Annotated in this window: 24 protein-coding genes and 1 pseudogene; 11 read left to right on the top strand and 14 right to left on the bottom strand. The window is 74.1% G+C overall.

Annotation, left to right across the window (positions count from 1 at the left end):
- Positions 1–11 precede the first annotated feature (11 nt).
- Together COO58_RS16285 and COO58_RS16280 are read left to right on the top strand one after the other, a co-directional pair.
- On the top strand, positions 12–1,256 hold the full coding sequence (locus COO58_RS16285) for an AAA family ATPase (RefSeq protein WP_218012361.1): 1,245 nt from the start codon (positions 12–14) through the stop codon (positions 1,254–1,256).
- Positions 1,253–2,491: a VWA-like domain-containing protein gene (locus COO58_RS16280; protein WP_098745593.1), complete on the top strand. Its 1,239-nt coding sequence runs from the start codon at positions 1,253–1,255 to the stop codon at positions 2,489–2,491. Before COO58_RS16285 ends, COO58_RS16280 begins: the two co-directional genes overlap by 4 nt.
- 9 nt (positions 2,492–2,500) lie before the next feature.
- Here COO58_RS16280 and COO58_RS16275 read toward each other — a convergent pair whose 3' ends face one another.
- Genes COO58_RS16275 through COO58_RS16250 form a run of 6 tightly spaced genes read right to left on the bottom strand, consistent with a single transcriptional unit; the run spans position 2,501 to position 5,327 of the window.
- Complete coding sequence (locus tag COO58_RS16275; RefSeq protein ID WP_091578852.1) at positions 2,501–3,037, bottom strand: SUKH-4 family immunity protein; 537 nt, start codon at positions 3,035–3,037, stop codon at positions 2,501–2,503.
- On the bottom strand, positions 3,034–3,573 hold the full coding sequence (locus COO58_RS16270; RefSeq protein WP_091578850.1) for an SUKH-4 family immunity protein: 540 nt from the start codon (positions 3,571–3,573) through the stop codon (positions 3,034–3,036). The genes COO58_RS16275 and COO58_RS16270 overlap by 4 nt, the downstream gene beginning before the upstream one ends.
- Positions 3,570–4,097 carry an endonuclease gene (locus COO58_RS16265; protein ID WP_091578848.1) on the bottom strand — a complete coding sequence of 176 codons (528 nt, stop codon included), beginning with the start codon at positions 4,095–4,097 and terminating at the stop codon, positions 3,570–3,572. Before COO58_RS16265 ends, COO58_RS16270 begins: the two co-directional genes overlap by 4 nt.
- On the bottom strand, positions 4,090–4,584 hold the full coding sequence (locus COO58_RS16260) for a hypothetical protein (protein ID WP_091578845.1): 495 nt from the start codon (positions 4,582–4,584) through the stop codon (positions 4,090–4,092). The genes COO58_RS16265 and COO58_RS16260 overlap by 8 nt, the downstream gene beginning before the upstream one ends.
- A gap of 3 nt (positions 4,585–4,587) precedes the next feature.
- Positions 4,588–4,917, bottom strand: a complete 330-nt coding sequence (locus COO58_RS16255) for a hypothetical protein (RefSeq protein ID WP_098745592.1) — start codon at positions 4,915–4,917, stop codon at positions 4,588–4,590.
- On the bottom strand, positions 4,914–5,327 hold the full coding sequence (locus tag COO58_RS16250) for a YbaB/EbfC family nucleoid-associated protein (protein ID WP_091578840.1): 414 nt from the start codon (positions 5,325–5,327) through the stop codon (positions 4,914–4,916). Before COO58_RS16250 ends, COO58_RS16255 begins: the two co-directional genes overlap by 4 nt.
- Before the next feature lie 161 nt (positions 5,328–5,488).
- On the opposite strand from COO58_RS16250, the gene COO58_RS16245 reads away from it, so the two are divergent.
- Positions 5,489–6,103 carry an RNA polymerase sigma factor gene (locus COO58_RS16245; protein ID WP_098745590.1) on the top strand — a complete coding sequence of 205 codons (615 nt, stop codon included), beginning with the start codon at positions 5,489–5,491 and terminating at the stop codon, positions 6,101–6,103.
- Entirely contained in the window at positions 6,096–7,013 is a 918-nt protein-coding gene (locus tag COO58_RS16240; RefSeq protein WP_098745589.1) for a CU044_5270 family protein, read from the top strand. Before COO58_RS16245 ends, COO58_RS16240 begins: the two co-directional genes overlap by 8 nt.
- Positions 7,014–7,066: 53 nt before the next feature.
- Here COO58_RS16240 and COO58_RS16235 read toward each other — a convergent pair whose 3' ends face one another.
- Positions 7,067–7,963, bottom strand: a complete 897-nt coding sequence (locus tag COO58_RS16235) for a LysR family transcriptional regulator (protein ID WP_255292643.1) — start codon at positions 7,961–7,963, stop codon at positions 7,067–7,069.
- 113 nt (positions 7,964–8,076) lie between these two features.
- Here COO58_RS16235 and COO58_RS16230 point away from each other — a divergent pair, with 113 nt between their 5' ends.
- Positions 8,077–9,078, top strand: a complete 1,002-nt coding sequence (locus COO58_RS16230) for an FAD-dependent oxidoreductase (protein WP_098745586.1) — start codon at positions 8,077–8,079, stop codon at positions 9,076–9,078.
- Between the two features lie 14 nt (positions 9,079–9,092).
- On the opposite strand, the gene COO58_RS16225 is transcribed toward COO58_RS16230, so the two are convergent.
- Entirely contained in the window at positions 9,093–9,533 is a 441-nt protein-coding gene (locus COO58_RS16225) for a VOC family protein (protein ID WP_098745585.1), read from the bottom strand.
- A gap of 186 nt (positions 9,534–9,719) precedes the next feature.
- On the opposite strand from COO58_RS16225, the gene COO58_RS16220 reads away from it, so the two are divergent.
- A complete protein-coding gene (locus COO58_RS16220; protein ID WP_098745583.1) occupies positions 9,720–10,187 on the top strand; it encodes a hypothetical protein in 468 nt (155 codons plus the stop codon).
- Between the two features lie 18 nt (positions 10,188–10,205).
- Here the strand turns inward: COO58_RS16220 and COO58_RS16215 are convergent, their stop codons facing one another.
- The gene (locus tag COO58_RS16215) at positions 10,206–10,910 is read right to left on the bottom strand and encodes a hypothetical protein (protein ID WP_091578822.1); all 705 of its coding nucleotides are present in this window, start codon (positions 10,908–10,910) and stop codon (positions 10,206–10,208) included.
- A 190-nt stretch (positions 10,911–11,100) separates the two neighbouring features.
- On the opposite strand from COO58_RS16215, the gene COO58_RS16210 reads away from it, so the two are divergent.
- The 3 genes from COO58_RS16210 to surE are packed head-to-tail and all read left to right on the top strand — an operon-like array spanning position 11,101 to position 13,117.
- The gene (locus COO58_RS16210; protein ID WP_098745582.1) at positions 11,101–11,313 is read left to right on the top strand and encodes a hypothetical protein; all 213 of its coding nucleotides are present in this window, start codon (positions 11,101–11,103) and stop codon (positions 11,311–11,313) included.
- A gap of 42 nt (positions 11,314–11,355) precedes the next feature.
- The gene (locus COO58_RS16205; protein WP_245666770.1) at positions 11,356–12,297 is read left to right on the top strand and encodes a 1-phosphofructokinase family hexose kinase; all 942 of its coding nucleotides are present in this window, start codon (positions 11,356–11,358) and stop codon (positions 12,295–12,297) included.
- Complete coding sequence (gene surE / locus COO58_RS16200) at positions 12,287–13,117, top strand: 5'/3'-nucleotidase SurE (protein ID WP_098745580.1); 831 nt, start codon at positions 12,287–12,289, stop codon at positions 13,115–13,117. The genes COO58_RS16205 and surE overlap by 11 nt, the downstream gene beginning before the upstream one ends.
- A gap of 43 nt (positions 13,118–13,160) precedes the next feature.
- Here the strand turns inward: surE and COO58_RS16195 are convergent, their stop codons facing one another.
- The 3 genes from COO58_RS16195 to COO58_RS16180 form a co-directional block, all read right to left on the bottom strand.
- Positions 13,161–13,388 (bottom strand): hypothetical protein, encoded by a 228-nt coding sequence (locus COO58_RS16195; RefSeq protein WP_091578815.1) that lies wholly within the window; start codon positions 13,386–13,388, stop codon positions 13,161–13,163.
- 85 nt (positions 13,389–13,473) lie between these two features.
- Positions 13,474–16,671, bottom strand: a complete 3,198-nt coding sequence (locus COO58_RS31130; protein ID WP_141561901.1) for a hypothetical protein — start codon at positions 16,669–16,671, stop codon at positions 13,474–13,476.
- A gap of 176 nt (positions 16,672–16,847) precedes the next feature.
- Positions 16,848–17,678 (bottom strand): alpha/beta fold hydrolase, encoded by an 831-nt coding sequence (locus tag COO58_RS16180; protein WP_091578813.1) that lies wholly within the window; start codon positions 17,676–17,678, stop codon positions 16,848–16,850.
- Between the two features lie 106 nt (positions 17,679–17,784).
- Here COO58_RS16180 and COO58_RS16175 point away from each other — a divergent pair, with 106 nt between their 5' ends.
- Entirely contained in the window at positions 17,785–18,816 is a 1,032-nt protein-coding gene (locus tag COO58_RS16175; protein ID WP_091578811.1) for a sigma-70 family RNA polymerase sigma factor, read from the top strand.
- Positions 18,817–18,846: 30 nt separating this feature from the next.
- On the opposite strand, the pseudogene COO58_RS31230 reads toward COO58_RS16175, so the two are convergent.
- A pseudogene (locus COO58_RS31230) lies at positions 18,847–19,080 on the bottom strand (hypothetical protein); the annotation flags it as partial.
- 295 nt (positions 19,081–19,375) lie between these two features.
- Here COO58_RS31230 and COO58_RS16165 point away from each other — a divergent pair.
- Entirely contained in the window at positions 19,376–19,864 is a 489-nt protein-coding gene (locus COO58_RS16165) for a winged helix-turn-helix domain-containing protein (RefSeq protein WP_091578809.1), read from the top strand.
- A 265-nt stretch (positions 19,865–20,129) separates the two neighbouring features.
- Here COO58_RS16165 and COO58_RS16160 read toward each other — a convergent pair whose 3' ends face one another.
- Positions 20,130–24,536: a S8 family serine peptidase gene (locus COO58_RS16160; RefSeq protein ID WP_098745579.1), complete on the bottom strand. Its 4,407-nt coding sequence runs from the start codon at positions 24,534–24,536 to the stop codon at positions 20,130–20,132.
- Between the last annotated feature and the right edge of the window lie 54 nt (positions 24,537–24,590).

Genomic DNA, 24,590 nt, shown 5'->3' with positions numbered 1-24,590 from the left:
CGGTGATGCCCATGCCTGCTCGCTCCACCCTGCCCGCCCGTCCACAGTCGACGCAGCTCGACGTCGCCGCCGACCTGCTCACCCTGCTCGGTGACACCGCCACCGAGCCGCGCCCCGATCCGCAACTGGAGGCGCTGACCCTCGCCGTGGCGGCCGACCTGCCGGTGCTGCTCTGGGGCGCCCCCGGCATCGGCAAGACGGCCGCGCTGACCCAGCTCGCCGCCGCGCTGGACCTGCCGCTGACCACCGTCATCGCCAGCGTGCACGAGCCGTCCGACTTCGCCGGACTGCCGGTGGTCGGCGACGACCCGGCGACCCAGGGCGTGCCGATGGCGCCACCGGACTGGGCGGTCCGCCTGGTCCGCGTCGGCCGGGGGCTGCTGTTCCTGGACGAGCTGTCCACCGCCCCGCCGGCGGTGCAGGCGGCCCTGCTCCGCCTCGTCCTCGAACGGCGCGTCGGCAGCCTGCGCCTGCCACCGGAGGTCCGGATCGTGGCCGCCGCCAACCCCCGCAGCGCGGCCGCGGACGGCTGGGAACTGAGCCCGCCGCTGGCCAACCGCTTCGTGCACCTGCAGTGGAGCCACGACCACGAGGTCGTCGTCCGGGGTCTCGGCGGGACGTGGCCCCGCGCCACGATGCCCCGGCTCGACCCGGCGCGGCTGACCGACGCCGTCGGGTACGCCCGGCGGGCGGTGTGCGGTCTGTTGTCGACGCGCCCCACGCTGGTGCACCGGCTGCCCACCAGCGAGGCCGGGCGCGGCGGCGCGTGGCCGTCGCCGCGCAGTTGGGAGATGGCGCTGCGGCTGATCGCCTTCGCGGAGGCCGCGGGCACCTCCCGGGACGTGCTGTCCACCCTGGTCCGGGGTGCCGTCGGGGACGGTCCGGGGCTGGAGCTGCTGGCCAGCCTGGACCGGATGGACCTGCCCGACCCCGAGGAACTGCTGGCCGACCCCGCCGCCGCCGTCGTGCCCGAGCGGGGAGACCTGCGCCAGGCGGTGCTGGACGGCGTGGTGGAGGCGGTCCGCCGACGCCCGGACCGGTCCCGCTGGGACGCGGCCTGGACGGTGCTCGGCCGGGCGGTGGAGACCGGCGCGCCGGACCTGGTGGTCGTCCCGGCGACCACGCTGGCCAGGCTGCGCCGTGAGGACTGGGACGTGCCGGCGGTGATCGACCGGGTCATGCCCGTGGCGTCGCTGGCCCGACGGGCCGACGAGACGGCCGAGCGGGTCGCGGCGACCACCGGAGCCAGCCGATGACCGCCACGGCGACGGTCCTGGACCGGGACAAGCTGCTCACCGCGCGCCTCTACGCCGCGCGGGCCCGCCCCTACCTCGCGACGGCGCTGTTCGCGCTGCACGTGGTCGAGTCCCGACGCGTCCCCACCATGGCCGTGGACCGGCACTGGCGGTGCTACGTCTCACCGCTGTTCGTGGACCGGACGCCGGTCGAGGACCTCGCCGGCGTGTGGGTGCACGAGGTGTCCCACCTGCTGCGGGACCACCACGGTCGAGGCGACCGGGTGGTTCGGGAGCAGGGGCTGACCGGGCCGGCGGAGCGGCTGCGGATCAACATCGCCGCGGACTGCGAGATCAACGACGACGCGTACGGCGACGGGCTGGTCAAGCCCGAGGGCGCCGTCGAACCCCGCAGCCTGCGGCTGCCCGACGGCGAGCTGATGGAGGAGTACCTGCGGCAGTTCCGGCTCGGGCCGCTCACCCAGCACCTGGCCTGGTTGGACTGCGGCAGCGGCGCCGACGGTCTCGACCGGGAGTGGGACCTGGGGCCGGACGGCGCGCACGGGCTGACCGAGCAGGAACGGGACGCCGTGCGGTTCCGCGTCGCGGAGGGCATCACCGGCCGCCCCGGGACCGCGCCCCGGGGGTGGCGACGGTGGGCGGAGGAGGTGTTCCATCCGCCGCAGCCCTGGCGGGAGCTTCTGGGCGCCGCCGTCCGGTCGGCGGTCTCCGCCTCCGGCGCGGGCGACGACTACACCTACGGCCGCCCGTCGCGGCGGTCCACCGGCGTCAGCGGAGTTGTCCTGCCGGCGCTGCGCCGCCGACCGCCACGCCTCTGCGTCGTCGTCGACACCTCCGGTTCGGTCAGCGACAGCGAGCTGGGCAGCGCGCTGCTGGAGGTCACCGCTATCGCGCGCGCCGTCGGCGGCCGTCGGGACCTGGTGAGCGTGCTGCCCTGTGACGCCGCCGCCGACCGGGTGCTGGCGCTGTGCCGGGCCGAGGACCTTCCGCTGGTCGGTGGCGGGGGCACGGACCTGCGTGCCGGTTTCGCCCGGGCGCTGCGGGACAGCCGCCACCCCGACGTCGTCGTCGTGCTGACCGACGGGCAGACGCCGTGGCCCGCCGCGCGGCCGGCCTGCCGGACGGTCGTGGGCCTGTTTCCCCGGCAGACGCGGTGGAGCGAACACACCGACCGGGTGCCGACGTCGCCGCCGGACTGGGCCCGGGTGGTCACCATCGGCGCGACGTCGCGGTGACGGCGCCGGTCAGGCGGTGGACTCCAGCTCGTCGAAGGCCATGTTCCACCAGGACTCCGGGTCGGCGAACGCCGCCGGGTCGACCGTGCGCAGGTCCTCCCGGATCGCCGCCGCCCGGGCGGCCCGCTCCCGCCCGCCCGGGTCGGTCGCGATGAGCTGCCCCAACCGGTAGAGGAACTCCACGAACGCGGCGAAGGTGCGGTTCACCGTCTCCAGGTTGGGCGTGTCCAGGTCGAGCAGGAGCACCTCGCCGGTGCCCGCGTCCAGGCAGAACAGCAGCGCGGGATCCTCCGGGGAGCAGCCCAGCACGACGTACGGGCGGGGGCCCTGGTCGCCCAGCTCGATCGCCAGGGTGGAGAACAGCTCGACGTCGGGGACCGTGACGTCCACGGTGAACAGGATCGGCACCTCGACCGGGAGCGCGCCGTCGGGCGGGAAGACCTCCGGGCCGAGCGGCCCGAGGACGGCGTCGAAGCGCTGGTCGGGGAAGTAGACGACGCCCCGCTCACCCCAGAGCGCGGTGAGCTGCTCGCGGGTGACGGTCACGGCTGTGCCCCGTCGTCCTCGTCCGCCTCGTCGAGCAGGCCCTGCCGGTGCAGGAACGCGTACCACTGGTCGTCGTCGGTGACCAGTTCGGCGTAGCCGGGGCCGAGGACGTAGTAGTGCACGAACGAGTCGAGGTCGGGGGCCAGCTCCGCGAAGGCGTCGCCCATGAACCACTCGGTGCCGGTCGGGGGGAAGTACCAGACCGCGCCGGTGGCGCGCTCCAGGAAGATCGGCTCGTCGCTGCGGGTGCCGACGACCAGCCAGCCGGCCTTGTCCTGGGGGATGGGGGAGAAGTCGGGCGCGTAGTCGAGGAAGTATTGCACCGCGGCCAGCCGGCCGGACGACGCCAGCTCGATCGCGCCGGCCCGCAGGCCGTCGGCGACGAGCAGGAACTCGCGCAGGCCGGTCGGCAGCTCCGCCGGCACCTCACCCTCGTCGGCCGGGTCGCCGATCTGCGCGTACGCGAGACTGGCCGGCTCCTCCTCGGCCAGGTCGGCGCGGAGTTCGTCGAGCAGCTGCGCAAGATCGGGAGTCAATCCACTACCTCTATTCGGATCGGGGTCCCGTCCGGCAGATTCTGGATCTGCCCCCAGATCTGGGAGCCGATGTCTGTGTTGGTTCTACCATGCAGCAGCTTGAGGTTGTCGACGGTGTCCGGCCCGCCGAGCTGCAGTTCCCACACGTGGTCGGGGTGGTAGTCGCTGAGTCGTTGGCTGAGCCGGTTGGCGAGGTCCTTGTCGTGCGGCCAGTACTTGTCCCAGATCTTCTGCCGGATCCGCTCCTTGTAGCCGTCGGTGATGCTCTTGTCCCGCTGGACCGGGTTGGTGGCCTTGTAGAGCTTGCCCTCGTCGCTGAGCTTCTTGAGCGCCGCCATCTTGCGCCGGAACTGGGCGGTGGCGTGGAAGTCGCGGCGCTCCACGCGCACGACCCTGGTGGGCAGGTTGTGGTTCGGCCCGGTGACCCGGACGATCGGCTTCTCCAGCTTCTCGACCGCCTTGCGGACGATCCTGCCGGCAGCCGGCTTCGCGGCGGCGCCCCGGCCGCGTCTCGGGCTAGGCATCGAGCAGCCGGCCGATGACCTGGTCGATCAGCGCGCCGACGATCTCCCGGGTGATCACCTGGAAGATCGGGATCTCGGCCAGCGACGCCCCGAACGTGACCACGGCGGTGGCGATCGCCTGGGCCACCTCGAAGGCGAGGATCGCCAGCTGCACGATCACCGCGATCTTCAACGCCAGCACGATCGCCGCGCAGATGATCAGCCCGGCGCCGAGCAGCACGGCCGCCGGCATGCTGTCGTGCAGCACCAGCGGCCCGTTCTGCTCGCCGCCCCACCACTTCTGGAACGCGGCCACCGCCGGCCCCACGTTCTGCGTCCACACCTGTGCCGCCGCCGCGTCCGCCTCACCGGCCGCCGCCCCGATCCGGCCGGCGAACTCGATCCACGCCTGGCCCATCTCGAAGAGCTTCACCTCGTCGGCCTCCGGCCAGGTGTAGCCGATCCAGCCGAGCGCGGTGATCAGCTCACCGGGCAGTTGCAGTCCCACCGGTCACCCCAACCCGTCGGCCAGCGACCGCATGGTGCCCGCGCCGTCGTCGTCGACCTTCTCGTACGCGTCGGCCATGCCGGTGATGTCGGCGCCGGCGGAGGTGAACTCGTCCGTCGCCATTCCCACGCAGTCGACGATGTAGGTGGCCACCTCGGTGTAGGCGATGCCGATGAGCGAGCCGATGTCGTCGGCGCCCCACGGCTCGCCGTAGCCCCGCAACCGCGCCTCGAACGCCTCCAGCTCGCCGGAGAAGCGGGTGGCGAGGTCGGCGACGCCCTTGCCGGCGGCCCGGATCAGCGGCGGGTGCACCTCGAACCCGTCGCCGCTCACCGCTGCGTCCCCCGCGCCAGCCGCTCCTGCGCCTCGGTGAGCGCGTCGAGGAACGACCCGAGTCGGGGCACCGCGGTGTCCCGCACCTCCCGCAACTGCTCGCGCAGCTGCGACATGTCCGCCACCTGCGGTGCCGGCGTGGTACGCAACCCGTCGATCGCCGCGTTGACCGCGGTGACGACGTGCGCGGTCAACTCCTCGGAGCCGAGCCGCATCAGCCGCGGCTCGACGTGCAGCGACCGGAGCCGGCCGTCCGGCCCCATCTCCGCGCGGACCTGGCCGTCGGCGGCCTCGCCGACGGCCGGTGTGTCCGCGTCGTCGCCGGGCGGCGGGCCGACCGTCCGAAGTGCCGCCATCGTCGCGTCGAGCATGCGGGTGAAGTCGCCGCTCATCGAAGGATCCGCAGTCATGAGCCCTCCCCAAGGCCGAACGTCCCGAGCGTAACCGAGGCGGACATACCGCTCGGTCCCGCGCGGTACCGGCCGTCCGTCCTACCGTCACCGGCGTGAACCCTCCGGCCCGCAGGAGCGGACAACAGGGTGACACGTCCCCACTCGCCGAGAGGCCGCACATGAGAAGACCGAGACGGTCGACCGAGGTCGACGTCGGTGCCATGACGGACGCGGCGGTCATCGCCCGGTCCGTGCGGGAGCCGGAGAGCTTCGGCGCGATCTTCGACCGGCACGCGCCGCACATCCACCGCTACCTGGCCCGCCGGCTCGGCGCGACGGCCGCCGACGACCTGGTCGGGGAGACGTTCCTGGCCGCCTTCCGCCGCCGGGACCGCTACGACACCGACTGCCCGAACGCCCGCCCCTGGCTCTACGGGATCGCCACCAACCTGGTCGCGCAGCAGCGGCGGACCGAGGAGCGCGAGTACCGGCTGCGGCAGGCGTACCCGCCGGCGTCGGCCGAGGCGTCACCGGCCGACCGGATCGCCGTCGAGGTGAGCGCGCGGTCGTTGCGCCGCCGGCTCCTCGACGCGCTGGCCGCGCTCGCCGACGGGGACCGCGACGTGCTGCTGCTCGTCGCCTGGGAGGACCTGACGTACGAGGAGGTCGCCACCGCGCTGGCGATTCCGGTCGGGACCGTGCGGTCCCGACTCCACCGGGCCCGCCGGCTGCTCCGTGACCGGCTCGGCGGCGATCCGGCCGACACCATCGAGGAGGTACTGAGCAATGGATGAGATGCGACTGCTCCAGCGGCTCGGCGAGGAGACCGGGCTGCCCGGCGCGGACCGGCTCGGCGCCGCGCGTACCCGGCTGGTGGGCGCGATGACCGCGACGGAGGCCGTGCCCGCGCCGGCTCGCCGGAAGCGGCCGGCCTGGCGGCTGGTCCTCACCGGCGTGGCGACGGCGGGCGTCGCGGCCTCCCTGGCGGCGGTGCTGGTGCTGGCCCCCGAGGGGGTCGGCGGCGACACCCCGCCCGCCCGGGCCGAGGCCGGGCAGGTCCTGCGCAACGCGGCCGCCGCCGCGCTGCGGGTGCCCGATGTGGAACCCCGCCCGGACCAGTTCGTCTACCTGCGCAAGCAGGACGGCCCGGCCCTGTGGGAGAGCTGGGTGTCGGTGGACGGGACCCGGGACGGGTTGGCCGTCGAGTACCCGGGGACCGGCCGCCGGCAGTACGTGCTCCCGGGGTGCCGCGACGGCCGCGCGCAGATGTACAAGGGCGACCGGCCCCTGCCAGGCACCGAGCGGTGCGTCCCGGCGCCCGCCTACGATCCGGCGATGCCGACCGACCCGGTGGCCATGCGGGCCTACCTGGAGAAGCACCGCAGCGGTGAGCCCGGTGACGTCAACGCCGCCGCCAAGGACGTGCTCGACCTGGCCGGGGGCCGCTACCTGCGACCGCGTTCCCGGGCCGCGCTCTTCGAGGCCGCCGCCGCGACGCCCGGGCTGGAGGTCGTGGCGGACGCCCGGGACGGTGCGGGCCGCTCCGGCATCGGTGTGCGCTGGCCGTCGACGGGCCGCGTCCCGGCCTCGATGGTGCTGGTGTTCGACCCGCGGACCTACGCCTTCCTCGGCGTCGGTGGCGACGCCGGCACCTCCGCGACGCTGGCCGTCGCGGTGGTGGACCGGGTGGGTCAGAAGGGCTGAGCACCCCGGCGCCGGGCGGGCCGCGACGGCGGTCCGCCCGGCGCCGTGCCCGCTCAGTCGAGCAGCGCCAGGAGCGCGTGCAGCGCCGGGTTGGTGCTCCCCGCCGGCCAGGCCAACCCGACGTCCACAGTGGGCGTCGGGGCGGTGAACCGCCGCAGCCGCACGCCGGGCAGCCGCAACGCCCGGGCCCGACCGGCCGGCACGGCCGCGACCACGTCGCCCTGCGCCACCGCGCGCAGCAACTGCTCGTCGTCCGGCTCCTGCCGGACCAGCCGGAAGCCGCCGCGCGGCCACACCTGCGCGATGGTCCGGTCGAACATGCCCGGCCCGTTCTCCCGGGGCCACATCACCGCCGGCAGGTCGACCACCTCGGCGCGGCCGATCCGGCGGCGGCCGGCGGCCAGGGGATGACCGGCCGGCAGCGCCAGCACCAGTTCCTCGGTGTCGACCGTGCGGCAGGCCAGTGCCGGTTCGTCCACCGGGGGACGGACGAACGCCGCGTCCAGCCGGCCGGCGAGCAGCCCGGCGACGTTCGGCGCGGTCCAGGCCGTCTCGGCGACCACCTCGACGTCCGGGTGGGCGGCCCGGAAGCGGGCGACCAGCGCGTCCACGCGCCCACCGCGCGCCGAGCGGGTGTACGCCAGCCGTAGCCGCCCGCCCCGGCCGCGTACCAGGTCACGGATGCGGGCGGCGGCGGCGTCCACGTCGGCGAGCATCCGGGCGGCCTCGTCGGCGACCCGGGCGCCCACCTCGGTCAGCGTGCAGCCCCGGCTGGTGCGGTGCACCAGCGGCACGCCGAGCTGCCGCTCCAGGGCCCGGATCTGCTGGCTGAGCGCGGGCTGGGCGATGCCCAGCCGGGCCGCCGCGCGGGTGAAGTGCCGTTCGTCGGCGAGCACCACGAAGGAGCGCAGCCGGCGCAGGTCCGACCAGGCGCCCGGGATCTCCGCCACGCCGCCAGCATAAGCGCCGCTTATCGCCGGCTCCCCGATTCGTCTTGGACCGGACGCCCACCGGGCGGTCACCATCGGCGGAACACCGACGGTACGGGCGACGGGAGCGGACGATGACGACAGCGGACGTGGTGGTGGTCGGCGGCGGGGTCGTCGGGATGACGACGGCGCTCACCCTTCAGCGGCGGGGCGCCCGGGTCACCGTGCTGACCGCACACGACCCGGCGGACATCGTGTCCGCGGTGGCCGCCGCCGTCTGGTACCCGAGCCACACCGACGAGGACCCCCGGGTGCTGCGCTGGGCCCGTGACACCCACGCCGAGTTGCGCCGCCAGGCGGTCGACGGCGTGCCGGGGGTGGTCGACCGGCCCACCCGGATGTGGCTGCGCCACCCGTACGACGGGCCGCCGTGGTGGGCGGACGCCTGCGGTGACCTGGTGGCCGAGCCGGCCCGGCCCCCGTACACCACGCTGTTGCGTTTCACCGCCCCGACGGTGGAGATGAACCGATACCTGACCTGGCTGTACCGGCAGGTGGAGAACGGTGGCGGGCGGATCGTCCGCCGCCCGGTGGACACGCTCGCGGAGGCGTACGAGATCGCGCCGGTGGTGGTCAACGCGACCGGCCTGGCCGCCGGCCGGCTCGCCGACGACCCGGCGGTCCATCCGGTCCGCGGGCACGTCCTGCTGGTGGCGAACCCCGGCCTGACCGTCTCGGTCCGCGACGAGGACGACCCGGCCGGCATCACCTACGTGCACCCGCGCCGCCACGACGTGGTGCTCGGCGGCACGTACGAACCCGGGGTGGCGCACACCCGGCCCGACCCGGAGACGGCGGCGGCAATCCGGCGTCGCTGCGTCGCGCTGGTGCCCCGGCTGGCCGACGCGCCGGTGCTGGGGGAGCGGATCGGGCTGCGGCCGGCGCGGCACGGCGGGCCACGGGTCGAGGTGGACCCGGCGGACGGGCGGCTGGTGCACGCCTACGGGCACGGCGGGGCGGGGGTGACGCTCTCCTGGGGGTGCGCGGCCGAGGTGGCGGACCTGGCCCTGTCGGCCGGAGCGGAAACGGGACCGGGGAGCGCCGACCGTCCGGCTCCCCGGCGCCAACCGGCTTGACGACGTCGGTGAGATCAGGTCAGCTGCTCGGCCAGCCCGACGACGATGCCGCTCGGCCCGCGCAGGTAGCAGAGCAGGAAGACGTCCTCGAAACGCGTCACCTCACCGACGAGTTCGGCGCCGTGCGGGCGGAGACGGGCGAGCATTTCCTCGATGTCGTCGACGGCGAACATGACGCGGTGCAGGCCCAGCGTGTTCGCCGGGGCGACACTCGGCTCCGGGATGATCGCCGTCGGGGAGTGGTATCGCACCAGTTCGAGCTTGCCGGGCGCGTCCGGGATCCGCATCATCGCGATCTCGCTCCGCATGTCGTCGAGCCCGACGACCCGTCCCGCCCAGCTCCCGTCGATCGGCATCCGGCCTTCCAGCTCCATGCCGAGCGCGGTGAAGAAGGCGATCGCGGCGTCGAGGTCGTCCACGACGATGCCGACGTTGTCCATGCGCTGAATCGTCATGCCTGCGAGGGTAGGACGACGGGTGACCCGGGTTCGGGATGTGCACGCGCGCCGACCAGCCGTCGGACGGTGGTCACCGCTCCAGGACGGTGGGCCAGTCCGTGGCCGTGACCGCTCGCCGGTCGAGGACTGCCTGGCCAGATCCGGGGCACCATGGGTTGACGGAGCGGACGTTAACCTCAGCCGGTGTTCGCCCGCCGTGCCGCCCTGGCCGCCATCGCCGCCCTGACGACCGTCCACATCGCGTACACGGTCGTCGCGCTCTCGAACTACAGCTTCCGGATCGGCCTGGTCACCCACGACGGCGCCGGCTTCGTGGCGGAGTTGCTCGACCACCTGGTGCCGTTGCGTGAGCTGCTGCCCGCCATGGTCGGCCTGCTGCTGCTCACGCTGCTCGTCACGTTCGCCGCCGTCGGCACGTGGGCGGTCCGCCGGCCGGCCCGGACCGCCGGGGAGCGGTCGCCCGCGGCCGGGTGGACGGCCCTCGCCGCGGTGCTGCTCAACCCGCTCGCGCTCGGGTGGTACAGGTTTGCCCTGTCGAACGGCGCCGACTACATGCGTACCGTCCAGCCGGCGACGGTCCTGCTGATGGTCGCCGCCTGCGCGGCCACCGTCGTCGCCCTGGGGAACCTCGCCCGCACCGTCCGCCGGTGATGCCGGTGCGGTGGGCGCTCACCGCTCGAGAACGGTGAGCCATTCCGCGGCGCGTGGACGGTAGCCGTGCAGCTCGAAGAGCCCGCGCACGATCGCCGGCACGTGCCCGGCACCGTAGACGATCGCCACGTCGATGCGTTCCTCCGACCGGCTACGGATCAGCTCGGACAGGGCGGCGAGGAGCCGCTCGTCGCGTGCGCCGCCGAACGCGCGCTCGGCGTGTTCGGTGAACTCGTGGTCGGCGTACCGCTCGTCGGTGGGCGACGGCAGGTCACTCATCTCGATCTCGGGCGAGAGCAGCCGCCTGGTGCCGCCGAAGAACTGGATCACGGTCACCACCGGGATCATCAGCCACATCTGGAGGCGGTACCGCAGCGGCATCGCCCGCCAGCCCTGGGCGAACTCCGCCGCCGTCACGTCCGGGTTGAGCACCTCGACGCCGAGAGACGCGTACGGGATCGGGTCGGTCACCAGGCCGGAGCGCCGGTTGGCCGGCATGGCCCGGTAGGTGAGCGTCAACGCCGAGCCGAGAGCCGACCGGCCGCCGATGCCCTCGACGACGAGCAGGTCGCACCCGCGGAGCCGCTTCGTCACCGCCGCGTAGAACGCCGGACTCGCCACGTGGAGCATCGGGAACACCAGGAACTGCAACTGGCTGCCGGGACGGCGCAGACGGAGCACGGCGGACCGGGTGCCGACGACGCTGTGTTCGATGATCTGCATGCCTGCCCCCGTGGCGTCGGCTGCTGTTGTCGGCAGGGTAGGGCGGCCCGGCAACCCGTCGCGTGTGCGGCCGGGCGGCGGCGCAGCGTGGACCGGTCAGGAATCGAGAAGCCTCGGGCGGGTGGGCGGGCCTAGCGTTTCCGGCACGGGCGTCCCCGCCGGGGAGGCCACCGGCGAGAGGCCACCACCCATGGACACGCGCATCCGTCAGCTGCACCGCTGGTTCTCCATCGCCTTCACCGTGACCGTCGTGATCACCTTCGTCGCGCTGGCCCGGAAGGACCCGATCGTGTGGGTCTCCTACGTGCCGCTGCTCCCGCTCGCCCTGCTTCTGGCCAGCGGCCTCTACCTGTTCGCGCTGCCGTACCTGCGGCGCCGCCGTTCCGCCGCGCGTACGCGCTGACCTGGGGGGTTACCGGGGCCGGTCGGCGGGCATCACAGGCTGATGGACCAGAAGGTGATGGTGTTCGCCCCGGCCCCGCTGTTGACCGTGACCATCGAGCAGCAGGCCGGCGCGACCGAGCTGCATCTGCACCCGGGTGGGCAGGGGGTGTGGCAGACCCGGATGATCGCGGCGCTCGGCGTGCCGGTGACGATGTGCGTCGGTCTCGGCGGCGAGGTCGGCGACGCGGTCCGCAAGCTGCTCGACGACGAGGACGTGACGGTCCGCGTGGTCCGGCGGGAGTCGGGCACCGGCTGGTACGTGCACGACCGGCGCGACGGCGAGCGGACCGAGATCGCCGAGCACCCGGGAGCGCCGATGGTGCGCCACGACATCGACGAGCTGTACACCGTGACGCTGACCGAAGGGCTGCGCGCACCGGTCAGCGTGCTCAGCGGCCCCGCCGACCCGCAGGTGGTGGACCCGGACATCTACCGCCGGCTGGCCGCCGACCTGACCGCCAACGGTGGGACCGTGGTGGCGGACCTGTCCGGCCCGTACCTGGAGGCGGTGCTCGACGGCGGCGTGACCGTGCTCAAGGTCAGCCACGAGGAACTGCTCGACGACGGGCTGGCCACCGACGACAGCGTCGAGGCGCTGCGCGACGCCGGCCGCCGGTGCCAGGAGCGGGGCGCGAGGTTCGTCCTGATCAGTCGGGCCGGGGAACCGGCGCTGGCGCTGCTCGACGACGGCGAGGCGCTGCTGGTGCACGCGCCGCCGCTGGAGCTGGCCGACCACCGGGGCGCCGGCGACTCGATGACCGCCGGCGTGGCCGCGGTGCTGGCCCGCGGCGGTGACATGCGGGAGGCGCTGCCCGTCGGCGCCGCCGCCGGTGCGCTCAACGTGACCCGCCACGGACTGGGCACCGGCCGGGCCGAGGCGGTGCGGGAACTCGCCGGCCGGGTCCGGCTGACCCCGCTGGAGGGCGGCGACGATGACCGGTGACCGGCCGGCCCGGGTGCTGGTGACCAACGACGACGGCGTGCACGCCCCCGGCATCCGGGAACTGGCCCGGGCCGCCCACGAGCGCGGGCTCGACGTGGTGGTCGCCGCGCCGCAGGCCGAGGCGAGCGGGATGAGCGCGGCGCTGTCCGCGGTCACCGACGACGGGCGGCTGGTCTTCACCGGCACGGAGCTGGACGGGCTGCCCGACGTGCCGGCGTACGCGGTGGCCGCGTCCCCGGCGTACATCGCGGTGCTGGCCGGGCTCGGCGTGTTCGGGCCGGCCCCGGACGTGCTGCTGTCCGGCATCAACCGGGGCGCCAACGCGGGCCACGCGATCCTGCACTCGGGCACCGTCGGCGCGGCGCTGACCGCCGGCAACAGCGGCATCCGGGCGTTGGCCGTCTCGCTGGACGTGCTCACCCCGGCGGCGGCGAGCGCCGGCAGCGGCGGCGCGGCGATCGCGGTGCTCGACACCGTGGACGACGAGTCCCGGCACTGGTCCACCGCCGCCGAGCTGGCCGCCACGCTGCTGCCCTGGCTGCTCGACGCCGACCCCGGCACGGTGCTCAACCTGAACGTTCCCGACCTCCCGGCCGACCAGGTGGCCGGGCTGCGGCAGGCGACCCTGGCCCCGTTCGGCCAGGTGCAGGTGTCCGTCGCCGAGCGTGGCGAGGGCTTCGTGCGGACAGCGGTGGAGGAGAACGCGGTGCGGGCCGTCCCGGGCACCGACCTGGCGTGGCTGGCCGACGGCTACGCCGCGGTGACCGCCGTGCGGGCGCTGGGCCACCTGCCCGAGGTGGAACTGCCGATCGACAGGTGAAAGGCCCCGCCACCGGTCGACGGTGGCGGGGCCCAGGGGTCGGTCACTCGTCGGCGGCCCGCTCGCGGTCGGCCTCGGCGTCGGCGGCCCCGACCGGGGTGCCGTCGCTGTCCCGGGTGGCCGCGGACAGGTCCACGTCGGCGCCGGCCCGGGCGGCGTCGGCTGCCGCGTCGTCCGCGCCGACGACCTCGCCGCCGCCGGTCTCGCCGTCGTCGGGCACCAGCCGCCCGGCGGCGGCCAGCCCGATCGGTGCGTACCTGGGGTCGGTCATCTCGTCCTCCTCACCGGTGCTCCTGACTCTGCGGTACCCCGGGACGGGAGGTGGCACACCGTCCCGGCCGGGGCGGTGGCGTGGGTCAGGACGACGGCAGCCCGGACGTCTGGTCGGTGCCGGCCGACGGCTCCGGCGCACCTCGGCTGCTGCTGCCCGGCGCGGAGTCGCCGTCCCCGCTGACCTGACGGCCGGCCGCCAGCAGCAGCCCGGCCACGGCCAGGACCACCCCGGCGCCGGCCGCCCACCCGGGCAGGTCCACCGGGACGCCCAGGTAGACGGTGATGCCGAGGATCCGGGACAACCCCCACGGCAGCAGTGCCATCTGGTCGTTCCACACGGTCAGCGCCCGTTCCGCGCCGACCGACGCGACCAGCCCGGCGAGCACCGCCAGCGGCACCCCGGCGGCGGTGAGCGTCCGCCCCGCGGCGCGGCGGCGGGCCAGCCCGTAGCGGTCGCGCAGCACCACGGCGGTCGCCACGAACAGCCAGCAGAACGCCGCCACCGCCACGGTCAGGTAGACCGCGCGGCGGGCCGGCGCGGTCCAGAACACGAACCAGTAGCGGCCCGGCCCGCGCCCGGCCAGCACCGCCAGCAGCAGGGCGCTGCGCAGCACCGCCACCCCGCCGAGCACCGCCCACAGGTGGAAGGGATCCCGCCGGCCCGCCGCCAGCCGGGCGACCAGCGCGAACAGCGCCCACCCGCCGAGCGTGACCAGCACGTGCGCGGGCGCGGCGAACCAGGTGAACGCCAGCCGGCTCCCCACCAGCACCACCACCGGCGCGAGCCAGACCAGCACCCGGTCCAGCCGGGACGCCGGCGCCTTGAGCGCGGCCAGCCGCCACGGGCGCAGCGCGCCGAGCAGCAGGGCCCGGGCCGCCGCGCCGCCCGGCCCGCGCCCCCGCAGACCCCACCCCACCACGACCGCGACCAGGACCAGCAGCGCCCGCGCCACCCAGGCCATCGCCGGGTCGCGGTCCGCCCGCTGCGCGCCGAGGTCGGCCGCGGTGAAGCGGTACGCCGGCAGGTCGAGGTCCCCGCCGTAGCGCTGCCGGTGGTGGTCCCGCGCCTCCCGGTACGCGTCGGCGGCCGACCGCCAGCGCGCGTACGCGGCGTCGGCGCCGATGTCCAGCCACTGCGCGTGCCGCAGCACCATGGCCCGGTACGCGCCGAGCGTGACGAACAGGTCCACCTGGTAGTCGAGCGTGTCGACGAACCGCTGCCGCAGGCCGGCGTCCCGCCACGTGGCCGGGTCGGTCGCGGCCACCAGGTCGCGCATCCGCCGGGCCGTGGCGACGGCCTCGTCGCCCTCGGCGACCGCCGCGTCGACCCGGTCGCGGGCGACCGCGTAGATGCTGTCCAGGGCGGCGGAGTCACCGGTCGGGATGTCCCACTCGAAGATCCACATCATCGGCGGCGGTTCCAGCCCGAGGGCCCGCACCGACGTGTCCGCGTACGGGCCGACGTAGAGGCCCGTGGTGACCGCGGCCCGCGACAGCGCCATCGCCTGCCCGATCGCCGCCACGGTGGCCGGGTCGGCGGAGAACGTCCGGTACGCCCACTCCGCGGTCACCTGGGCCGGGTCGGTGTCCGGGTCCCAGGCCAGCCGCGCCACCGCGTCCGTGTTCAGGTCGTAGAGCTGCCAGAAGCCGGTGCGCAGGTAGAGCGACATCGGCCCGGCGCGCAGCGGACCGCCGTCCTGGGTCCAGTTCCACACGCCCTCGACGCGCGGGTTCGCGGCGAGGAACGCGCGCAGCGCGTCGCGGTGCAGCGGGCCGAGGTCGTTGGGCAGCGCGCCGAACCCCTCGAACTCGCGCCGGGCCTGGAACTCCACGATCCGCCGGTGCGCGCCGCCGAGCAGCGTGGTGTTCAACGGCAGGTGGCTGTAGAAGTCCCCGAGCGTGTACTTGGTGGACACGATCAGGTGCGGGTCGTCGAACCCGCCCAGCACCTCGGCGTACGCGTCGGGGTTGGTGTGCAGGTCGCCGACCGCGCCGACGCCGACCGTCCAGGTCCGGAAGATGATCTCCTTGCCGGCCGGTCCCGCCGTGTCGAGCAGCGCCCGCAGCATGGCGCGGACGCCGGCGGGCGTGGTGACCGCGAGCTTCGACGTGTAGTCCCAGCCGCTGCCGGCGTAGACCTCGCCGCCCTCGCCGATGCGGACCATCAGGCCGGCGACGAACGGCATGCTCTCGAACAGCTCGGTCAGCCCGGCCCGGTAGACGTCCCAGAGTCGGGATTCGGTGGTGTCCAGCCCGCCCACCGTCCTGCTCAGGTACGCCTCCAGTGGCGGCGAGACCGCGAGCATGTCGGTGAGCAGGAAGACCCGCAGCCCCATCTCGTCGGCGTACCGGAAGACCGGGCCGAACGCCGCGACCATGGCCCGGGCCCGGTCGACGTGCGGGTCCCCGGCCGGGTAGACGGCGTGCCCGTCGCCGACGCCGGCGAACGTGACGTACTCCAGGAAGCCCGGCACCACGACGCCGTTGTAGCCCCGCGCGACGGCGTGGTCGACGAACTGCCGGAACTGGGCGTCGATCCGGGCCACCGCGGCGGCGTCCACCCAGGGGGCCCGGGGCAGCAGTGCCGGGGCGACCACGTCGGTGTTCAGGCTGTAGTCGTCGCCGGCCGCGAACGCCGCCGGATCCGGTTCGCGGCCGACCGACCCGGCGTCGGTCAACCGCAGCCCCAGGCGGGGCGCGACCGGGCGGCCCGTCTCCGCCGCCGGCAGCACGTCAGCGCCGGAGCGGATCCGGTCGGCCAGCCGGTAGAGCCCGGCCGTGACGCCCGCGAGGTCGCCGGTGACGGTCAACTCCGCGCGCCGCACACCGATCCGGTACGACTCCGGCGCGTCGCCGGCACGCAGCTCCGCCCGGAGCGTGGTCACCGCCGACGTGTTCCTCGCGCCTGGGCCGGTGGTCGGCGCGGGCGGCGTGCTCGCCGGATCCGGGCGGGTACTCGGCCCGGTGGTCGGCGCGGGTGGCACGACCCGGTCCGGTGCGGTCCAGGTGACGGTGGGGCGGGGACGGCCCCGCGCGGACAGCGCGTCCGCCACGGCTGCGGCGGCCTTACGCGCGCGGACGTGGTCGGGCACCACGATCGAGGACAGCGGCGGCGGCGGCACGGCCGGCCGGAGCGGCGCTGCCACGACCGTCTCCCGTGGCACGTCGGCAGGGGTGTGGCTCAGCCCCAACGCGTCGTCGACACCCCAGGCCACGCCCGCGCCGAGCAGCACCGCCACAGCGGCGGCCACCAACGCGTACGGACTCCGAACCCGAGCCACGCTCGCATACTAGTGCCGACCGCCCGCGGTCCTCGCGCCCGAACTCGTCGATCTTGGACTTGTGGTGCCTCGGATGCCCCCTTCGCGGTCTTCGCGCGGTGCCACAACTCCATGATCGACGGAGTCGTCGGAAGGGCACGACGGCGGCGCGGCCGACCCGTGGCAACCCGGGGCGGTCAGCGGGGCTGGTCGAGGAAAGCCAGGGTGACGGCGGCGAACAGCGGCGACTGGTCGATGTCGTAGTGGGTCAGGCCGGGCAGGATCGCCAGCGCGTGCCCACCCGCCGGGCGGCCCTCGCCACCCCAGCCGCCGTCCCGCAGGCCGCCGTCGAGCAGCTTGAACACCTCGACGTAGTGGCTCGGCGGGGCCATGTCCGCGTCGGCGGCGACGATCAGCGTCGGCACCCGGAGGCCGCGTACCTGCTCGGTGAGGTCGAAGTCCTGCGCCATCGCCTCGCCGATCTTGTCGAGCAGCCGGGGGAAGTCCTCCGGGCGCGGCGCGACCCGCTGGTACAGCTCGTACATCGGGGTGTCCTTCATGAACTCGGCCGCCGCGCCGGTGACCTGACCCTGCTGCGCCAGCAGCTCCGGGTGGACGGCGTCCCGCCGGATGTGCGCCGACGCGGAGACCAGCCGGCCCACCTTCTCCGGGTGCCGGAACGCCACCTGCATCGCGACGCCGCCGCCGAGGGAGAAGCCGACCAGGTCCGGCCGGTCCAGCCCGAGGTGGTCGATGAGCGCGGCGATGTCGTCGGCCATCAGCGCCATGTCGAGCGGCCGGTCGACGTCGGCGGTGCGGCCGTGGCCCTGCAGGTCGACCAGGATCACCTGGTGCGTGGCGGTCAACGTGGGCAGGATCGGCGCGAACAGCTCGCCCGACATCAGGCCGCCGTGCAGCAGGATCATCGGGCGGCCCGCCCCGTGCGTCTCGTAGTAGAGGTGGACGCCGTTGACGTCGGCGTACCGCCCCGGGGCGGTGGTCTCGGCGGTGTGCTGCGTGGTGCTCATCTCGTGCTCCTCGTGTGTTCCGTGCTGACGAACTGTGGACCGGCCGGGACGGGCGGACTCATCGGTGCCCACGCCCCGGGTCTTCGGGTGTTCGCGTTCGCGCAGCATGTGGGCTAGTTTCGGCGGGGTGAGCGACGTGGCGAGCGTCCCTGTCGAGACGCAACTCGAGGCGTACCGGCCGGAGCTGACCGGCTACTGCTACCGGATGCTGGGCTCGGCCTTCGAGGCCGAGGACGCGGTGCAGGACACCTTCGTCCGGGCCTGGCGCAACTTCGACCGGTTCGAGGGGCGGTCCGCGCTGCGGACCTGGCTGTACCGGATCGCGACGAACGTCTGCCTGAACATGACCGCCAGCGCGCAGCGCCGGGTCCGCCCGATGGACCTCGGCCCGGCCGGCAGCGGCACCGCGACCCACCCCGGCGAGCCGCGACCGGAGCAGATCTGGCTCGGCCCGGTGCCGGACGACCGGGTCCTGCCCTCCGCCGGCGACCCGGCCGAGGTGGTCGCCGGGCGGGAGTCGGTCCGCCTGGCCTTCGTCGCGGCGTTGCAGCACCTGCCGCCGAAGCAGCGCGCCGTGCTCATCCTGCGGGAGGTGCTGGCCTGGTCGGCCCAGGAGGTCGCGGAGCTGCTCGACACCTCGGTGGCGAGCGTCAACAGCGCCCTGCAGCGGGCCCGGGCCACCATCGCGTCCGCCGACACCGGCGCCGAGGCGCGCCGCCCCCTCGACGAGGAGCAACAGGCGCTGCTGGCCCGCTACGTGCGCGCGTTCGAGGCGTACGACCTGACGGCGCTCACCGCGCTGCTGCACGAGGACGCGACGCTGTCGATGCCGCCGGTGCCGCTGTGGCTGCGCGGTCCCGACGACATCACGGCCTGGATGACCGGTACGGGCAGCGGTTGCCGCGGCTCCCGCCTGGTGCCGGTGGCGGCCAACGGCATGCCGGCGTTCGGGCAGTATCGGCGCGACCCCGACTCAGGGCACGTGCCCTGGTCGCTGATCGTGTTGGGGCTCTCCGGCGGCCGGATCACGTCGCTCAACCACTTCCTCGACACCGACCGCCTGTTCCCGCTCTTCGGCCTGCCGGCCCGGCTCGAGGAGGGCGCCGGCCAGCCCGAGCAGGCCGGCCAGGTCGCATAGGTCCACGCTCGCGCCCCGGACCTCCAGCCGCCACCCGAACCGGCGGGCGGTCAGGCCCAGCCGCGCCAGCGCCTCGACCGTGACCAGGTCCGGCCGGGTGACGCCGGAGACGTCGCAGACCACCACGCCACGGCCCCGGCCCCGCAGCGCCTCGGCCAGCTCGGCACAACGGACGGCCACGTCCGCGCGGGTCAGCGTGCCGCCGGCCAGGACGAGCAGGAGCGTGGTCACCCGGATTGGACCGGGGTACGGCCCGGTTCTCATCGGTACCGCCCCGTCGGCTCCCCGACAGGCGGTGACGCAATTTCTTCCGGTCATCTTGCCGACCGCAGTTACATCGACGTTAACTGCTATACCAATCATCGGTGCACGGCTATATGATCCCCGGTAGCTCGCCCCGAAGCCTCACGAAACCGCAGCTCCAGCACGCCTCACGCCGTTCACCGCGCCCGGCCCCCCGCAACCGCCGCGCCCGGTGAACGGCTCGATCGCCGGCGCCGGAATGGGCGCGGGTAATTGCTCGGCGCTGCGCCACGGCCTGCCGGAAAGGTGGGAACGGATGACAGGGATACCGTCCTTGGTCATCGGCATCGCGTCCTCGTCGGCCGAGCGCCGGCAGCTCGCCCAACTGCTCGGCGGCACCGAGTCGTTCCTGATCGTCTCCAGCGCCAACCAGGCGCGCCGATTCCTCGATCTGGTCCGCCGGCCGCCGGCGCCGCTCGCCCCGGCCGGGGACGCCGAGCCCGCCGCACCGACGCCGGGGCTGGAACTGGCCGTGGACTCCGACCGGCGGGTGTTGCGCTGGCGGGAGCGGGAGGTCGGGCTGACGCCGCTGGAGCACGACCTGTTCGTCTGTCTCGCCGGGACCCCCGGCCAGGTCTGGACGTACGCCCGGCTGCACCGGGCCGTGTGGGGCAACGACCACCTCGGCCGGGGCTCCGACATGCACTCCGTGGTCCGCCGCATCCGGCACAAGCTCGGCCGCCTGGGCGCCCCCGCCACGATCCACGCCGTCCGAGGCGTCGGCTTCCGCCTCACCCCGTCCTGACCCCTGGCGCGGCGCTCCCGTGCACCGCCGGCCGTGCGCCCGCGTGCCGTGTCGCGCCGCCTCATTCCGTCGATCTTGGACTTGTGGCGCCTGATTCGCCCGGATTCGCGCGCCTTGTTAGGTGCCACAACTCCATGATCGCCGGGTCGGCGGTCGGGGCGCGGGTGAAGGGCGAGGTGCGGCGAGGGGTGAACGGGGGTGGGGGGATGTGGAGCGGCCCGCCCGGTGCGGGGCACCGGGCGGGCCGATCGGGTTGCCGCTGGGGTCAGCAGCGGGCGGGGGAGAGGGTGAAGTCCTCCACGGTGGGCGTGGCGGAGCTGATCTTCGTCTGGCGCGTCTGGGGCTTCCAGCCGTCCTTGGCGACGATCAGCGTGAGCGGGTTGTTGCGCCGGTCCATCCAGTAGGCGTACCGGCCGTCGGCGTCCGTCGTGAAGGTGTAGGAGTTCGCCCAGGAGTCGACCTGGACGGTCGCGCCCGGCAGCGCCGCCGTGGCGCCCTGGCAGCTCCTGCCGGAGACCGTCCCGGACAACTTGCCCCAGGTGGTCGGCGGCTGCGCGATCATGGTGACCGCCACCGGCGGCACCGTGTACGGCGTGTTCTCCTTGATCACCACGGACGCCGAGTAGGTGCCCGGCTGGTCGACGTTCGCGGTCATGCCGACCGTGACGGTGACCTTCTCACCGGGCGCCAGGGTGACCTTCGACGTGTCGACGGTCAGCCAGCTGACGTCGGCCGCACCCTCGGCGCACTCCGAGAAGCCGGGCAGGACCTCGCTGTCCTTGGTGGCCGTGAAGCCGCCCGACGAGCCGCCGACCTTGTAGAACCCGCAGGCCGCGCCGCCCCGGTAGCGGGGCGCGTTGGCGTTGGGCAGGTTGGCCCACGAGTCGGTCGCCGGGTCGAACGCGAAGCCGGCGTTGGTGATGGCCCCGCCCTGCGACCCGCCGACGACCAGGAGCTTGCCGTTCGCCACCGCGTACGAGGCGGCCCAGCTGTCGGCCGGCGCGTCCGGGATGGGGGTCCAGGCGTTGGCGCCCGGGTCGAACGCGTACCCGGCCTTCTGCGACACCGTCCCGTCGTTGCCGCCGGTGCAGTAGACGGTGCCGTCGATCCCGCCGCAGGACAGGAACGCCACCGACTTCGGGTAGGCGGGCAACGTCTCCCAGGTGTCCGCGCCCGGGTCGTAGCGGACCACCGAGTTGGACATCGGCAGGCAGCTGGCCGTGGTGCAGCCACCGATCGCGTACAGCTTGCCGCCCGCGACCGCCTGACCCGCCGCCGCCCGGGGCGCCGGGTTGCTCGCCCGCGCGGTCCAGGTGTTCGTCGCCGGGTCGTACGACCAGGTGGTGCCGTCGGGCCCGGAGGCGCCCCAGCCGCCGCTGACGATGATCTTGCCGTCGACCACACCGGCCGTCACGGCGTTGCGGGCGCCGGGCAGATCGGCGATGCCGGACCAGGTCTGCGCGACCGGGTCGTACCGGTAGTTCTTCGCGCTGGAGGTGGTGCCGTCGCCGCCGGCGATCGAGTAGATCTTGCCGTCGACGGTGACGACCCGGTTGTCCATCACGTTCGCCGGGTAGCCCGGGATGGCGGTCCAGGGGTCCGCCTGCGGGCCGGCCGCCGGGGTCACGCCCGTGGACGACTTGCCGGACGAGCGGGCGGCGAACGACGTGGCGGCGGTCAGCCGCTGCGCCGGTGCGCCGGTCGAGCCGAGCAGCGCCTGCTCGGACAGCTGGGAACCGTCGGCCCGTTGCAGGACGAACCCGCCGTCGCGTTCACCGAACTCGACGTCGACCGGCGCCCCGCCGGTGTTGGTCACGGTGAACGTCCTGCTGACCTTCCCGCTCGGCATCCGGGCCGTTCCGGTCAGCGAGGTCGGCTGCACCGACAGCCGGCCGGCGGCGAGTTGGAAGTTCGCCGCGGTGGCCCAGTCCGCCTCGACCGTGACCTGCTTGGTCTGGCTGACGTAGTTGCCCGCGCTGGCGGTGAACGGGTGCTTGCCGGTCAGCGACGAGAACATCCAGTAGAAGCCGTCCGGCAGCTCGGTGTCGTCCGGCGTGGCGACCGTGGTGGCCTTCTCCGCCGGGCGGTCCTTGCTGGTCACGGTGGCCCCGTTGACGTAGCCGTTGTCGTTCTTGTCGCGCACGTGGCCGAGCACCAGGCCGCCGGCGACCGGCTTGCAGACGAGCTTGCTGCCGATCAGGACGTTGTCGACCTCCCACCACCACTCCCAGCTGGCGTTGTAGTAGTGGAAGCGCACCTGCACCTGCGACTGGTTCGCCGCCTGCGGAATCGCTATCTCGGTCACCTTCGGGCCGCGCACGTCGGCCGCCTGCCGGAGCACGTTGCTCCAGGTGGCGCCGCCGTCGAGGCTCAGGTCCACGTCCGCGCGGTCGCTGTTCAGCCAGTTGTAGTCCTGGTTGAACCGGATCACCGGGGCGCTCACCCCGGTCAGGTCGACGACCGGGCTGACCAGCGAGGTGTCCTGCTGTCCGCCGCTGCCGTAGTTGTCGCTGTCGATGATGGCGAAGGTGCCGCTGCCGCCGGTCAGGTTGCCGCGCTCACCGCTGTCGGTGAACTCCCAGACCTGGCCGGTGCCGGCGTTGTCCACCACGGACCAGCCGTCCGGCACGCCGGTGCCGTCGAACGTCTCGTACTCGCCGTCCGAGCTGACGGTGTAGCCGGGCGCCGTGGTGCACGCCTCCGGGTCCGCCGGTACCTCGATGTTGGCGGTGAGGTTGCCGGCGCCGACCGTGACCTCCTTGGTGACGGTCAGGTAGCCGGCGTACTGCGGCTCGACGGTGAGCCGGTAGGTCGACCCGGACGGCAGCGTCAGGCTGTAGCGGCCGGTGGCGGGCGTGGTGTAGTCGGAGATCGGCGTGCCCTCGACGCTCACCTTCGCGTAGAGCGGCCAGCCGTGGCCGGACCCGTCGGTGATCTGCCCGCCGATCGTGACGCTCGGCACCGCGCTCAGCGCCACGTCGAGCGTGGTGGTCGTGTTCTTGGTGACGGTCGCGGAGAGGGTGCGGCTCGCGTAGCCGAACGCGGAGACGACCACCTGGTAGTCGCCGGCCGGCAGCAGCGAGGAGTACGTGCCGTCGGCGCCGGTGGTCAGCGTGCGGTCCGCCGCGCCGGTCAGGGTGACCGTCGCGCCGGCGATCGCGGCGCCGGTGGCCGCGTCGGTGACCGTGCCGGCCAGCGTGCCGTTGTCCCCGATCGGGGCGGCGGCGACGAGCGCGAGCGCGTCCAGCCGGCCCTCGCCGTAGACGTTGTTGTCGTTCGCGGTGCCGCCGCACTGGGTGTCGGCCTTGTCGGTCGCCGTGTCGTTGAGCAGGGCGCGCGTCGCCGCGACGTCACCGACCAGGGTGGGCGCCGCCGACCAGAGCAACGCGATCGCGCCGGCCAGGTGCGGCGCCGCCATCGAGGTGCCGCTGATGCTGGCGTACGAGTTGGTCGGCACGCTGGAGCGGACGTTCACGCCGGGGGCCGAGATGTTCGGCTTGATCTCGCCGTTCTGCCCGGTGCCCCGGGACGAGAAGCTGGCGATGTTGTTGTTGATGTCGTACGCCCCGGCCGAGTAGTTGCTGGCCAGGCTGCCCGGCGAGCCGCTGGTCTGGCAGGACGGGCCGTTGTTGCCGTTGGACCAGACGCCGAAGATGCCGGAGGCGGTCCACGCGTCGGTGACGTCCTCCATGAACGGCTCGTTGGACGGCGCCGTGGTGCCCCACGAGTTGTTGATGATGTTCGGCCGCTTGCTGGCGTCCGGGTTCTGGCCGCTGAGGTCGGTGGGCTCCAGCATCCACTGCCCGGAGGAGATCAGCGCCGCGTCGGTCGGGCAGCAGCCGTTCGCGGCGATCCACTTGACCTCGGGGGCGACGCCGATCTGGTTCGCGCCGTCCGCGCCGGCCATGGTGCCCATGGTGTGGGTGCCGTGGCCGTCGGAGTCGCACGGCGCGGTGGCGCACTCGCCGGCCGCGTCGAACCAGTTGTAGTCGTGGTCGAAGGTGCCGTCACCGTTGTTGCCCCGGTAGGAGTTCACCAGTGCCGGGTGGTCGAACTGGACCCCGCTGTCGATGCTGGCCACGGTGATGCCGGCGCCCTTCACGCCGTACTGGGACCAGACGTCGTCGGCGTTGATGTTGGCGATGCCCCACTCCAGGGCGTTCGGCGCCTTCTCGTCGGTGCCCGGAGTGGTCTCGGGCAGCTTGTACTCGACCGGGGCGTAGATGCCGTCCACCTCGGCGTGGGCGGCGAAGTTCTGCGCCATGGTCAGCGAGCCGCCGGTGACCTTGATGGCGTTGGTCGCCCAGAACGTCTGGTACTTCGTGCCGGAGCGGTCCAGCTCGGCGCGGATCTTCCCCTGGCTGTCGGCGGCGGTCTTGCGCAGCGCCGCCGCGACGGCGGCGCCGCGCTGGTTCCAGTCCTTGGTCGCGGCGGCCTTGCCCAGGTCGGCCCGGGCGGAGAAGTGGATCCAGAAGTCGCCCTCGCTCTTGCCCTGGAGTTGCCGGGTGAGTTCGGGGCGGATCTTGTCGCCGGCCGTGGCGCCGGCGCCCGTGCCGGCCTGCGCCTGTGCTCCGGTGCCGGTGGCGGCCAGTGCGGTCGCGGCGAGCACCAGGGCGGCCCCCGCGCTCACCAGCCGCCGGGCCAGGCCCCTTCGGTGTGGACGTCTCAGCATCGGTGCTGCCTCCTCCTCCGATGACCCGCGGATGTTCGAGCCATGACAGAAGGG

It is taken from the genome of Micromonospora sp. WMMA1996 (assembly GCF_002573675.1).
Lineage (GTDB): Bacteria > Actinomycetota > Actinomycetes > Mycobacteriales > Micromonosporaceae > Micromonospora > Micromonospora sediminicola.
Note: the sequence above shows the minus strand (reverse complement) of the source record. Positions and strands in the feature narration are given on the sequence as shown.